This is a genomic window from Haloarcula taiwanensis (assembly GCA_002844335.1).
Classification (GTDB): domain Archaea; phylum Halobacteriota; class Halobacteria; order Halobacteriales; family Haloarculaceae; genus Haloarcula; species Haloarcula taiwanensis.
The window spans coordinates 1,904,707-1,917,493 of sequence record CP019154.1; the positions used below are offsets into that span (position 1 = coordinate 1,904,707).

At 59.2% G+C, this 12,787-nt stretch carries 10 protein-coding genes; 4 read left to right on the forward strand and 6 right to left on the reverse strand.

All coding sequences use genetic code 11. The annotated features are described in order from the left end of the window. Positions 1-30: 30 nt before the first annotated feature. Complete coding sequence (locus BVU17_09690) at positions 31-810, forward strand: diphthine synthase (protein AUG47772.1); 780 nt, start codon at positions 31-33, stop codon at positions 808-810. Positions 811-834: 24 nt separating this feature from the next. On the opposite strand, the gene BVU17_09695 is transcribed toward BVU17_09690, so the two are convergent. The 6 genes from BVU17_09695 to BVU17_09720 all read right to left on the reverse strand — a co-directional run bounded on the left by BVU17_09695 (position 835) and on the right by BVU17_09720 (position 10,931). Continuing rightward, positions 835-1,836, reverse strand: a complete 1,002-nt coding sequence (locus BVU17_09695) for an archaeosortase A (protein AUG47773.1) — start codon at positions 1,834-1,836, stop codon at positions 835-837. Positions 1,837-1,983: 147 nt separating this feature from the next. Continuing rightward, positions 1,984-4,746, reverse strand: a complete 2,763-nt coding sequence (locus BVU17_09700; protein AUG47774.1) for a PGF-CTERM sorting domain-containing protein — start codon at positions 4,744-4,746, stop codon at positions 1,984-1,986. A gap of 515 nt (positions 4,747-5,261) precedes the next feature. Continuing rightward, positions 5,262-8,033: a PGF-CTERM sorting domain-containing protein gene (locus BVU17_09705; GenBank protein ID AUG47775.1), complete on the reverse strand. Its 2,772-nt coding sequence runs from the start codon at positions 8,031-8,033 to the stop codon at positions 5,262-5,264. Positions 8,034-8,462: 429 nt separating this feature from the next. Then, a complete protein-coding gene (locus BVU17_09710; protein AUG47776.1) occupies positions 8,463-9,215 on the reverse strand; it encodes a glyoxalase in 753 nt (250 codons plus the stop codon). Between the two features lie 72 nt (positions 9,216-9,287). Continuing rightward, positions 9,288-9,728 carry a TIGR04206 family protein gene (locus tag BVU17_09715; protein AUG47777.1) on the reverse strand — a complete coding sequence of 147 codons (441 nt, stop codon included), beginning with the start codon at positions 9,726-9,728 and terminating at the stop codon, positions 9,288-9,290. 93 nt (positions 9,729-9,821) lie between these two features. Then, the gene (locus BVU17_09720) at positions 9,822-10,931 is read right to left on the reverse strand and encodes a GTP-binding protein (protein ID AUG47778.1); all 1,110 of its coding nucleotides are present in this window, start codon (positions 10,929-10,931) and stop codon (positions 9,822-9,824) included. A gap of 156 nt (positions 10,932-11,087) precedes the next feature. Here BVU17_09720 and BVU17_09725 point away from each other — a divergent pair, with 156 nt between their 5' ends. The 3 genes from BVU17_09725 (at position 11,088) to BVU17_09735 (ending at position 12,787) form a co-directional block, all read left to right on the forward strand. Beyond that, positions 11,088-11,288 carry a hypothetical protein gene (locus tag BVU17_09725; GenBank protein AUG47779.1) on the forward strand — a complete coding sequence of 67 codons (201 nt, stop codon included), beginning with the start codon at positions 11,088-11,090 and terminating at the stop codon, positions 11,286-11,288. Between the two features lie 133 nt (positions 11,289-11,421). Next, a complete protein-coding gene (locus BVU17_09730) occupies positions 11,422-11,910 on the forward strand; it encodes a 50S ribosomal protein L11 (protein AUG47780.1) in 489 nt (162 codons plus the stop codon). Positions 11,911-12,148: 238 nt separating this feature from the next. Beyond that, positions 12,149-12,787 carry a 50S ribosomal protein L1 gene (locus BVU17_09735; GenBank protein AUG47781.1) on the forward strand — a complete coding sequence of 213 codons (639 nt, stop codon included), beginning with the start codon at positions 12,149-12,151 and terminating at the stop codon, positions 12,785-12,787.

The following is a 12,787-nucleotide window of genomic DNA, read 5'->3' on the forward strand; positions in this document are numbered from 1 at the left end:
CTTTATGCCCGGCGGCGACCCACTCCGGATATGCTCACTTTCGTCGGACTGGGCCTCTATGACGAGCGCTCTGTCACGGTCGCAGGCCGCGACGCCATCCGGGACGCCGACCGGGTGTTCGCCGAGTTCTACACGAGCCGGCTGATCGGCACTGATCTCGAAACGCTGGAAGACGCGCTGGAGACGAGTATCGAACTCCGCGACCGTGCCGGTATCGAGCAGGACCCCGAGCCGATTCTCGAAGCCGCTGAGCGCGAAAGCGTCGTCTTCTGTACCGCCGGGGATACGATGGTCTCAACGACACACACTGATCTCCGACTCCGTGCCGAGAACCGCGGTATCCAGACCCGAATCGTCCACGGAACGACCGCCCAGACTGCCGCCGGTTCGCTGACCGGCCTGCAGAACTACCGCTTCGGGAAGGCCACAACGCTCCCCTTCGAAGACGCCCACGGCGGTGACGGCGTTCCGGATAGCGTCGTTGCTACCATCGAGGACAATCAGGACCGGGACCTCCATACGCTGGTCTACCTCGATATCAAGGTCGACGACCCCCACTGGGACGACAGCGACGACACGTACATGACCGCAAGCCAGGCCGCCGCCATGCTGTCGGAGCCATTCCCGGACACGCACGGCGTTGTCGTGGCCAGAGCCGGTAGTCCTGAACCACTGGTGGTTGCTGCTACGCTCGACGAACTCGCTACACAGACGTTTGGCGACCCGCTACATTTGCTTGTCATCCCCGGGTCACTTCATCCGCTTGAGGCGGATGCACTGGAGTCAATCGCTAGTGCAGCGCTAGAATAGCGAGTGTCGGTCCCGCGGCGCGGTTCAGTCGTCACCGGGCGCTGCGGGGCTCGACTCCGACCGGTCCTTTTCGAACGCCGTTCCGAGGTCGTACTCTGTTCCGGTCACGAGAAACAGAAGGTCCTCGACGATAACCGTGAGTTCCGGTAGCTCCCGCATCAGTACCCACGTCAGCCCGACGAGGACGATGACGGAGCCGAACTGCGCCACCATCCGGTCGACGATGTAGTAGGACACGAGCTGTGGGTCACTGAGGCCAAACAGCGTCATGACCGTTCCCGGGAAGAACTGCGCCTTCTGGAGGCCAAAGGCCAGGGCGATCCCGAGGTTCCGAAGGAGATTCAAGAGATAAATGATACCGACGGCCCCGACCAGCACGCGGAGCTTCCGCCGCCACGGTGCCTTGACTGCCAGTATGCCGCCAGCGAAGATGGAGATGCTGCCGATACCTGTACAGGCCAGAATAATAGTGTACGTTATCGGCCGCTCGTTCCTGTCGAACCAGAACGTGTTTTCGTAAGGGTACTGCTTCGACGCGATGTCGATGCCGTTGTACGAAAGCCCGTCGACTACCATCGGGTCGTACCCGATGAGCGTCATCAGGAAGGCGACCTGATCAGTGACGATCTCGATGATTGTCTGGCGGAGCGGCCCGATGGTGAGAAAGGGCACGTAGATGACGCCCATGATACCGATGGCACGGGTCAATACCAGCAACGACTCCCGGCCGTTCCAGAGTAAATAGCCGGTGTACAGCGACAGTGGGACGGCCATGACGCTTCCCAGTCCCTCGACGACGCTTTTCTGTATCAGTATGAAATGCGGGGCCAGGACGAGCCAGTACGCCGCGAATAAAACCCAGCCGGCCGTGCCAACGGGGCGGGCCAGGCGCGTATCGTACTGGGCAACGGCCACGCTTCCCAGAAACGCCGCAAGAACGAGCCACATCAGCGGTTCCGAAACTGTGACCGGGTCGAACGACAGTCCAGCGATGTCGACGCCTGCCTGCAGGACTGTCTCACTCATTGCTCGTACGTTAGCCAAACCGGCGTATATGTTTTGTCGTTGCGCTACTGTGCGGTAGTGTCGTCAGACCGACCTATCGGTAGCGCTGTCGCTACCGCCGTAGCACACGAAAGAAAGAACGGTGTTCAGGGACCGGAGGTGTTCCGGTTAGTTGTCGCGTCGGACGGCGAGGAGCGCAGCAGCGACGAGCGCGATGAGCGCGATAGCTGCCGTGAAGCCGGGACCTTCCGCGGCGGTGGTCTCAGCTTCTTCGGTTCCGGAGTCCATGGTGGTGGCCTCCTCAGTCTGCTCCTCGGTTTCGGTTTCCGTGTCCGGCGCTTCGGTTTCGGTTTCCGTGTCCGGCGCTTCGGTCTGCTCTTCCTCGGCTGAGACGGTCACGTTCGCACTGTCCGTGACGGCGGAGCCGTTGGCGGTGTATGGACCGTCAGCGCCCGGGAAGTCGTACGCTTCGTTGCCGTTGGTGTCGAGGTGCGGCATCGCGATGGCCGTGAAGTCCTCGTCCATCGGCTCGTCGAGCGTGATCGTGATGTCCTCGTGGCTGCCTGCCTCGAGGTACTCCGAGTTCCCGACAACGCTACCCTCGACCTCGCCGTCAAGGAGAGTGCTGTCGTGAATCACGATGAAGCCACCCTCGGACAGCTGCGCGCTGTCGACGACGACTTCGCTTCCGTCGGATTCCTGGTCACTGATGCTCACGGTGGCCGTGTCGGCTTCGACGATGCGGCCGTCTTCCTCGTCGCTGAAGTCAGAGTCACCATCGACGTCGAGCGTCTCGACGGTGAAGTTCGTGCCGGCGGAGTATTCGCTGAAGTCAGCCGTGGCAGTGTACGTGCCATCAGGTGCGACATCAGTTTCCGGGCGGAGGACGAACGGGTTCGCCTCGCTTTCAGACTCCATCTCAACTTCGAGTTCGGAGCCGGGGGCGACGTTCGTCGTACCAGTCACTTCCTGCCCGGCCGCGGCCGAGACCGTGACAACACCGCTGTCGTCAAGGTTCAGCGTCGCGTCGCGCTCAGACGTGGTGTAGATCGCACTGTCACTGTTGCGGTCGTCGGTCAGCGGACCCTCTCGGACGGAGAAGGTCGCGTTGAGGCGCGTGTCCTCTTCGCCAACGATCGTCTTGCCGTTTTCGAACTCAACGTCGCTGGTATCAACAGCGACGAAGTAGGTGTTGTTGTCCGGGTCGTCGACAACAGTTACGGCGCCACTGCTGTTCGAGAAGTCAATCGGCTGTTCCTCAGCGTTCGCACCGACATCGGTTCGGTTGACGTAGAGTCGGAGGCCGGAGTCCGTCGTATCACTGCTGTTGATGCGGTCCGGCGTGGTGTCGGTCGCGTCAATGAACGCTTCGGTTGCGTCAGACGCGCTTCCGTCTTCCTGCTCGTATTCGAGTGCACCCTCGATACCGGAGGCCTGAATCTCGTGGACGACAACGTCCTCGGCTGCGAGGTCGTCGGACTCGGTGAGGTTCACGCCGATGCGGTCGTAGATATCGACATCGTCATCGTCGATCTCTGCGTCGCTCGGGGCGGCCCACGTATTGATGCTTTCAACGGAGTTCTCGTTGAGGCGAAGCGTCCCGACTGCGTCGGGGCTGGTGACGTCAGGGGAAGTCCCTGCAGTCACGTTGATCGAGTAGGAGCCGGCTTCAAGTGCGTCGTCCGAGAGCGTTCCTCGGTTGAAGCTGCCACCCTCTTCGACCTCATCAAGGTCGTCGTCACCAGGGACACTGAGAACCGTGTTGGTTCCATGGGTCCCAGCGGTGTAGCTGTTGAACTGAACAGTGACTTCGCCGTCACCATCTTCGTCGGTCAGCTGACCTTGGATGTAGTAGTTGTCGTCTTCCTGGCTACCAACGTTAATCACGGCGTCCTCGGTGTTGGACATCTGGACCGTGATGTTGGCGACATCGCCGAGCTCGTCCTGAACGGTTCCGGTTTCGAAGCTTGCCTCACCGTCGTCGGACTCGGAGACGTTGATCTGGTCGGATTCCGCGGAGACGCCGGTCTGGTTGTCCGTCACCTTGACGTAGTACGGACTGTCGTCGGCGCTCTGGTTGCCGAAGTCGAACACGACATTTTCGTTACCTTGGAGGTTTTTGACAATTGTGTCAACCTTGTCGTCGTCTTCGTTGAACAGCGTTGCGTTGGCCGGCTCGCCACCACGGTTCGTGGAGACGTTGACAGCCAGCGTGTCTGTGTCGTCGATGTTGGCACCGTCGCCGACATCATCGTCGATGTTCACTTCCAGACTGAGGTCGCTGACTGTGACGACCGCTTCCTCAGTATTGTCGACACTGATCGTGTAATCCTCGCCAGTGTCGAAGTCACTGGTGTCAACGGTGTAGACTTCACTGTTGTCAGTGTACGAGTCGGACAGAACGACGCTGTCTGCATCAACCTCGATGGATGGGCCGTTGTTAGTGGCGTCTGCGTCGGCGTCTTCAATGGCAATCACTTCGCCGCGGAAGGCGTTGATGTCCGTATCGTTTGAACCAGACGCCTTAATCGTCTCGGACGTCACATCAATGTCCTCAGCGACGATTGTGTTGTCGCCACCGGTGAGGTTGCTGACCTTGACAGTCAGGTTCCGGTTCGGCTGAACGTCCTGAGCAAGACTGAACGCGAGACGTCCGTTCTGCCCGTCAGCACCGACGCTGGTGATGCCGTAGTTGCTCGGGTTCTTGTTCCCGTCGAGGTAGACATCGATGTCAGTGGCAGAGACTGCGCTGCCGGTCGATCCATTAAGTGCCAGTTCAACTGTGCCGCTATCGTATTCTGCTGCCTGCTCGACGCTGACGTTCGCGGCGGCGGCTGCGCCACCGGAGAACGCGATGGTCCCGGCAAATACCGAGAAGACCATCAGCGCCGTCAGGAACAGACTGCGGATTTTTTCGCTTGTATCTGTCATGTTTGTGTTTGCTATCGGGCGACCCCAGCAGTTTTCCACCTGGTCGGAACGCGGCCACCGAGGCCCCGCATAGACCGAACCGGCGTACTCACTTCTGGCGTCATGGGTAGGGGTATCGGTACATTGCCCGAAGTGTGGTAAATGCTTTGTGGAATAAAGCTGGTAAGTATACTACAAGTAGTCATCAGCGAATAATGTTTTTGAACATATATTTACACCTGATATGGTATTTCCGTTGACCTGTTAGATAATTAGAGAGGATCCACGCCGGCTGAGGCAGTTGTCTGAAGAGCGCCACAGACCGGTGTGTCTCGCTCGGAGTTCATTTCGAAGAGAGCGCCAGCGTCCGACTATACCCAGTCACGACTGACAGTCGGCAATTAGCTGCATGGAAGCGAAGGCACAATCCCGAATCGGGAACCGGGCCGCGAATCGGTGACGCTGTATGAGACTGTTGGCACTGCCCACGTGCGCGCGGAAGAAAGAACGGTGTTCAGGGACCGGGGGTGTTCCGGTTAGTTGTCGCGTCGGACAGCGAGGAGCGCAGCAGCGACCAGCGCGATGAGCGCGATAGCTGCGGTGAAGCCAGGGCCTTCCGCTGCAGTGGTCTCGGTTTCAGTGTCCATCGGCGTGTCCTCAGGCGTGTCCTCAGGCGTGTCCTCAGGCGTGTCCTCAGGCGTGTCCTCAGGCGTGTCCTCAGGCGTGTCCTCAGGCGTGTCCTCCGGTTCCTCGGCTGAGACGGTCACGTTCGCACTGTCCGTCACGGCAGAGCCGTTCGAGGTGTACGGACCGTCAGCACCCGGGAAGTCATACGCTTCGTTGCCGTTGGTGTCGAGGTGCGGCATCGCGATGGCCGTGAAGTTCTCGTCCATTGGCTCGTCGAGCGTGACCGTGATGTCATTGTAGGTACCGGCTTCGAGATATTCGGAGTTCCCGATAACGCTACCTTCGACATCGCCGTCAAGCAGTGAGCCGTCGTGGATGACAATGAACCCACCGCTAGACAGCTGCGCGCTGTCGACGACGACTTCGCTTCCGTCGGATTCCTGGTCACTGATGCTCACGGTGGCCGTGTCGGCTTCGACGATGCGGCCGTCTTCCTCGTCGCTGAAGTCAGAGTCACCATCGACGTCGAGCGTCTGGACGGTGAAGTTCGTGCCGGCGGAGTATTCGCTGAAGTCAGCCGTGGCAGTGTACGTGCCGTTTGGACCGACAGTTGCTTCCGGACGGAGGACGAATGGATTTGCCTCACTTTCAGACTCCATTTCGACCTCAAGCTCGGAGCCAGGAGCGACATTCGTATCGCCGCTCACGGTCTGTCCGGCCGCGGCTCCAACAGTAACGAAGCCGTCCTCGTCGAGGTTCAACTCCGCGTTGCGTTCGGACGTTGTGTAGAGTGCGCTTTCGGATGTGCTATCGTCGCTCAACGGCCCTTCCTGAACGGAGAAGGTCGCGTTGAGTGCCGTGTCCTCTTCGCCGGTAATCGTGTTACCAGACTCGAACTCAACATCACTGGTGTCGAGAGCAACGAAGTAGGTGTTGTTGTCCGGGTCGTCGACAACAGTCACGGCATCACTGCTGTTCGTGAAGTTGACGGGATCTTCATCCGCGTTCGCACCGACATCGGTCCGGTTGACGTAGAGTCGGAGGCCGGACGCACTCGAGTCATCATTGATACGATCCGGCGTAGTGTCGGCAGCGGCGATGAACGCCTCAGTCACGTCGGAAGATCCGTTATCTTCCTGCTCGTATTCGAGGGCACCTTCGATACCGGATGCTTCGATTTCGTGGACGACGAGATCCTCAGCTGCGACATCGTCGGACCGCGTGAGGTTCTCACCGATGCGATCGTAGATGTCGATATCCTCGTCGTCGATATCCGCGTCACTCGGTGCAACCCAAGTCCGCATATTCTCGACTGAGTTCTCGTTAAGTCGGAGCGTTCCAACATTATCAGGGCTGGTGACATCTGGGGACGTCCCTGCAGTCACATTCATCGAGTAGGAACCGGCTTCAAGCACGTCCTCATCGAGGGCTGCTCTGCTTCCGGTAAAGCTACCACCCTCTTCGACATCATCGAGGTCGTCGTCACCGGGGACACTGAGAACCGTGTTGTTGTTGTTAGTCCCAGCGGTGTAGCTGTTGAACTGAACAGTGACTTCGCCGTCACCATCTTCGTCGGTCAGCTGACCTTGGATGTAGTAGTTGTCGTCTTCCTGGCTACCAACGTTAATCACGGCGTCCTCGGTGTTGGACATCTGGACCGTGATGTTGCTGACATCACCAATCTCATCCTGTACAGTTGAGGTTTCGAAGCTTGCGTCACCGTCGTCGGACTCGGAGACGTTGATCTGGTCGGATTCCGCGGAGACGCCGGTCTGGTTGTCCGTCACCTTGACGTAGTACGGACTGTCGTCGGCGCTCTGGTTGCCGAAGTCGAACACGACATTTTCGTTACCTTGGAGGTTTTTGACAATTGTGGCAACCTTGTCGTCGTCTTCGTTGAACAGCGTTGCGTTGGCTGGCTCGCCACCACGGTTCGTGGAGACGTTGACAGCCAGCGTGTCTGTGTCGTCGATGTTGGCACCGTCGCCGACATCATCGTCGATGTTCACTTCCAGACTGAGGTCGCTGACTGTGACGACCGCTTCCTCATTATTGTTGACACTGATCGTGTAATCCTCGCCAGTGTCGAGGTCACTGGTGTCAACGGTGTAGACTTCACTGTTGTCAGTGTACGAGTCGGACAGAACGACGCTGTCTGCATCAACCTCGATGGATGGGCCGTTGTTAACGTTGTCTGCAGAGGTGTTTTCAACGGCAATCACTTCACCGCGGAAGGCGTTGATGTCCGTATCGTTTGTCCCAGTCGTCGTGATTGTCTCGGATGTCACGTCGATATCCTGAGCGACGACGGTTCCGTCACCGCCACTGAGACCGGTGACCTTGACAGTCAGATTCCGGTTCGGCTGAACGTCCTGATCGAGACTGAACTCAAGACGTCCAGTCGTCCCGTCGTCAGTCCCATCGACAGAGGAAACATTGTAATTACCGGGGTTCTCGTTCCCGTCAATGTAGACATCGATGTTCCCTCTTGGGACTGCGCTGCCGGTCGATCCATTAAGTGCCAGTTCAACTGTGCCGCTATCGTATTCTGCTGCCTGCTCGACGCTGACGTTTGCGGCGGCGGCTGCGCCACCGGAGAACGCGATGGTCCCGGCAAATACCGAGAAGACCATCAGCGCCGTCAGGAACAGGCTGCGGATCTTGTCTGAGTTTCCTGTCATAGTTTGTGTTTGCTATCGGGCGACCCCAGCAGTTTTCCACCTGGTCGGAACGCAATCACCGCAATCGCGTGTAGACCGAACCGGCGTACTCACTTCTGGCGCCATGGGTAGGGGTACAGTCTAAACGATAGGTGTATACTGTAAATGTTTTGTGGTTAGGATATCTGACTGTCATGACTGGTCAAGGATTGAAACGCCGTCCGTGGCGATCAGATGTAGGAGAAGCAGCGTGGATTCCAAGCTATAATTCCGTCATTCGTGCGTCTGACGGGTTGAATGTACATCGTGGAGCTGGTTTCATTGGCCAGAGATACCAGACCCTCACGAGTGCTAACTGCTCACTCAGGAACGAGTCCGCAGAAGAACCACACCTGACAGCTACGGCATGAGAATAGAGGAGGATTGAACGGTCACTTCCGACTAGTACCGTCAGTTCGTTACAATTTCGATTTCACGGCTATCGGGGTCTTTGGTGAACGCGTAACGGTCGTCACAGCTACCGGGATCACGGTAGTCCTCGGCGTGGCGCCCCATCAGCGTCTCCCACGCGTCGTGGAGGTCATCAGTCTGAACCGCGAGGTGCCCCCACGCGTCGCCAAGTTCGTAGGACCGGCCGTCGTAGTTGTATGTGAGTTCGACTGACATCGCCTCGTCGGGAGCATCTTCGGGCTTGAGGAAGTACAGGGCGAAGTCGTCGAACTCTTCGCGGCGGAACAGGTCGTAGTCGAGCTTTCGGGTGTACCAGCCGATAGCCTGGTCGGCGTCTTCGACGCGGATCATCGTGTGGTCGAGCGACCACTTCGCGCCGTGGTCCCGCTCGACGATCTCGATCTCATGGCCGTCGGGGTCTGTGACGAAGGCATAGGAACCGCCACAGGAGTCTGGGTCGCGGTAATCCTCGACACCGGCGTCCATCAGGTCGTCGTAGGCGTCGTACACGTCATCACAGCGGACGGCGATGTGTCCCCACGCGTCGCCCATCGTGTACGAGCGCCCGTCATGATTGTACGTGAGTTCGAGCAGTGCACCCTCGTCGTGGACGTCCTCCGGACCAAGGAAGACATTCGTGAACGTGTCGGCTTCCCAGCGGCCCTTTTCCTCGTAATCGAAATACGTCTGGTACCAGTCTAGCGAGGCGTCCAGATCCTCGACGCGCATCATCGTATGATCGAGTGACCACATACACGGCATGTGGTCCGAGCGAGCGAAAAGGCTACCGCCACAGGCGGTTCCGTCCGGATTCGATACTGCGGGTCACCGCGTCGCCGAACTGGTCCGAATTGCCGGCAGATAGTACCACCAGACCACGGCCAGTAAGACGAGAGAGCCTACCGGGACAGCCACGTAGTTGAGCCGCCTGTTGAATCCCAGAAACACGGGAAACTGGGTCAGACCCGCACCTGCAAGAGCAAGAGCGGTGACCCGAACATCCTCACGCCAGACGACACCGGCGGCAGCGCTGGCCAGGGCAAGGGCATACAGCAGGACGCCTGAGCCCCACGACTCGATAAACTGCGGGAGTGCGTTGGTAAACCGAACGAAGTAGCTATAGGCCGAGAGTAGCTCCGGCGGATTCGTATTAAAGAGCCCAAAGGAGAAGATGAGCGTCAGTTCTGCTCCGATTAGCACTACTGTCCACGGGACGAGGCCGGCAACGACAACGGCCACAAGACGGCGTCGGGGACCGCGATCCATATCTGGTCGCAGGGCTCCACACCCATGAACGCATCTACTTCTTTGTCGGAACTTAGATGTCGTGTGCACGCGCGGGCCGACGCGCGACAACCACTACCGGTTGGCGACGATTCGCAGGATATCTTCGTCCGCGAGTTCGTGGTCACGCCCGACCTGCTGTTCGTCGTGCTTGGCGCTCGGGCCGGTCACACGAGCGAAGCGGAACCGCTCGTCGAAACTTCCGCCGAGTTTCTCGCAGGCGTCGTCGACGGTGTCTCCCTCACGGAGGATCAGCGGTTCCTCACGGTCAACGCCGCGGCCCGGCTTGTCCATGTAGATCCGTATCAGGCCGAGCTCCTCCCAGATGCGTTCGGTGAGGCTGTCCAGCCCTTTCTCCTCCTCGGCGCTAATAAAGATCGCTTCGTCGGGGTCGATGTCCCGCTCTCGGAGTTCGTCTTCGACTTTCGGGAGGTAGTCTGGCTCAATGAGGTCGGCTTTGTTGACCGCGACGAGCGAGGGCAGGTAGACGCGGTTGTCCATCACACCGTCAACGAGCTGGTCGATATCGATGTCCTCGCCGATAGTCACGTCGGCGTTGACGTAGCCGTGCTCACGCAGGACGGCCTTGACTGTCTCGTCGTCGAGTTCGACGCCGGAGGCCGTGTTGACCGAAATCCCGTCTTTACCCTTCTTTCGAACGTTAACCCACGGCGGGTCCTGATCGAGGCGAATCTTGTTCTTGTACAGCTCTTCGCTGAGGCGGTCGTACTGGTCGATCTCGAAGACGGAGATTAGGAAGACGATGAGGTCCGCGGTCCGGACAACGGACAGCACTTCTTTCCCACCACCGCGGCCGCCAGCAGCGCCCTCGATGAGACCCGGAACGTCGAGAATCTGTATGTTCGCTCCCTTGTGCTTGAGCATCCCCGGGTACACGTCGAGCGTGGTGAACTCGTATGCGCCGGTCTCGGACTCGGCGTTGGTCAGTGCGTTCAGCAGCGTCGACTTCCCGACGCTTGGGAACCCGACGAGCGCAACAGTCGCGTCACCGTGTTTCTCGACGCCGTAGCCACCGCCACCGCCCGACGAGGCCTGCTGTTCGAGCTTCTCCTTTTTCTCGGCGAGCTTGGACTTCAGCCGACCGATATGGGCCTCTGTAGACTTATTGTAGGGAGTGCTGGCGATTTCGTCCTCGAGTTCCTGAATCTCCTCTTCGAGCCCCATTAAGTGTATGTCGGCCCCTCACACCGAATAAGGCTTTCCTCCCTCGTCGACGCCACCCCCGCGGCACGCGTCATGGCTGTCTTCCCGTTCAGAATGGTCAAACGACCCTCATGTAATTCGACACACCTATAGGCCACCCTCCGTCATATGTCGATAATGGGAGCGGCGAGTCGGTTCCGCGACAGTACGCAGATACTGCTGCCAGTCGGTGCGCTCGACGGGATTCGCGATGAGTTGGAACAGCAGTTCACTGTGAGTGTTCATCAAGACGGTGAGCAGATTCGGATCATCGGCTCTCCGGTCGAAATCAAAGACGCAAGTGATTTTCTCGCACGGCACGGCGTGACGTTCGCCTGAGCCGACAGGGATCCTATTTTTTGTCGTGCTGGACGCTCCGTCGATAGAATAGTGAGCGTTCGAGCGTGTGGAGGCCTCACGCAGCGATCCGTGAAACGCAATCCTTTAAACCGCCGCGAGGATTCCACTATGTATGGCTGGAACTATCGAAGTCCTCGTTCCCGGTGGGGAGGCCAACCCTGGCCCGCCACTCGGCCCGGAACTCGGCCCGACACCGGTGGACGTGCAGGCAGTCGTACAGGAGATCAACGACCAGACGGCAGCGTTCGACGGCACCGAAGTCCCCGTCACCGTCGAGTACGACGACGACGGCTCCTTCGAGATCGAAGTCGGTGTCCCGCCGACGGCCGAACTCATCAAGGACGAGGCCGGCTTCGAGACTGGCAGCGGCGAGCCTCAGGAAGACTTCGTCGCTGATCTCTCCGTCGACCAGGTCAAGCAGATCGCCGAGCAAAAGCAGACTGACCTGCTCTCCTACGACCTGAAGAACGCCGCAAAGGAAGTCGTCGGGACGTGTACCTCCCTCGGCGTCACTATTGAAGGCGAAAACCCACGCGAGTTCAAGGAACGCATCGACGCGGGCGAGTACGACGACGTGTTCGCGGCCGAAGCACAGGCGTAAGTCGAACCGCTGTGCGACTGGCGTGTGTTTTCCCTTGCTTTCGACGCTGCTGAGCCACTGCACTGTCTGCTGGACCCCCGTCAACAACTGGTCCCTGCGAACCGGAAACACGCCCGTCAGCGGCCCTTGGGCTGGTTCGACGGGTTTAAGTGTCGCATTGGCGTCTACCCGCACGAGACAGGCATCCGCCTGTTTCACTGACCCGTAGAAGCCGATTGGCGTACTACGGAGGTGAACAATGGCAGATCAGGAAATAGAGAACGCAGTCTCGCGCGCACTCGAGGACGCACCTGAGCGGAATTTCCGCGAAACGGTCGACCTCGCTGTGAACCTGCGCGACTTAGATCTTAACGACCCGTCGAACCGCGTCGACGAGTCCGTCGTGCTTCCTGCTGGCACCGGTCAGGAGACCACTATTGTGGTCTTCGCCGAGGGCGAAACCGCCCTTCGTGCTGAGGAAGTCGCAGACGACGTACTCGACGAGGACGAACTCGAGGAACTGGGTGGCGACGACGACGCCGCCAAGGACCTCGCCGATGACACTGACTTCTTCATTGCGGAGAAGGATCTGATGCAGGACATCGGTCGCTACCTCGGGACCGTCCTCGGTCCGCGTGGGAAGATGCCGGAACCGCTCGACCCCGACGACGACGTCGTCGAGGTCATCGAACGCATGAAAAACACCGTGCAGCTCCGCAGCGGGGAACGGCGAACGTTCCACACGCGGGTCGGCGCGGAGGACATGTCCGCCGAGGATATCGCGGACAACATCGACGTTATCCTCCGCCGTCTGCACGCGGACCTCGAGAAGGGCCCGCTCAACATCGACACGGTCTACGTGAAGACGACGATGGGGCCTGCGATGGAGGTTGCCTGA

Bases quoted from the DNA above. Each gene is read 5' to 3' on its own strand.
- BVU17_09690 (AUG47772.1), top strand. From the start codon at position 31: ATGCTCACTTTCGTCGGACTGGGCCTCTATGACGAGCGCTCTGTCACG.
- BVU17_09695 (AUG47773.1), bottom strand. From the start codon at position 1,836: ATGAGTGAGACAGTCCTGCAGGCAGGCGTCGACATCGCTGGACTGTCG.
- BVU17_09700 (AUG47774.1), bottom strand. From the start codon at position 4,746: ATGACAGATACAAGCGAAAAAATCCGCAGTCTGTTCCTGACGGCGCTG.
- BVU17_09705 (AUG47775.1), bottom strand. From the start codon at position 8,033: ATGACAGGAAACTCAGACAAGATCCGCAGCCTGTTCCTGACGGCGCTG.
- BVU17_09710 (AUG47776.1), bottom strand. From the start codon at position 9,215: ATGTGGTCACTCGATCATACGATGATGCGCGTCGAGGATCTGGACGCC.
- BVU17_09715 (AUG47777.1), bottom strand. From the start codon at position 9,728: ATGGATCGCGGTCCCCGACGCCGTCTTGTGGCCGTTGTCGTTGCCGGC.
- BVU17_09720 (AUG47778.1), bottom strand. From the start codon at position 10,931: ATGGGGCTCGAAGAGGAGATTCAGGAACTCGAGGACGAAATCGCCAGC.
- BVU17_09725 (AUG47779.1), top strand. From the start codon at position 11,088: ATGGGAGCGGCGAGTCGGTTCCGCGACAGTACGCAGATACTGCTGCCA.
- BVU17_09730 (AUG47780.1), top strand. From the start codon at position 11,422: ATGGCTGGAACTATCGAAGTCCTCGTTCCCGGTGGGGAGGCCAACCCT.
- BVU17_09735 (AUG47781.1), top strand. From the start codon at position 12,149: ATGGCAGATCAGGAAATAGAGAACGCAGTCTCGCGCGCACTCGAGGAC.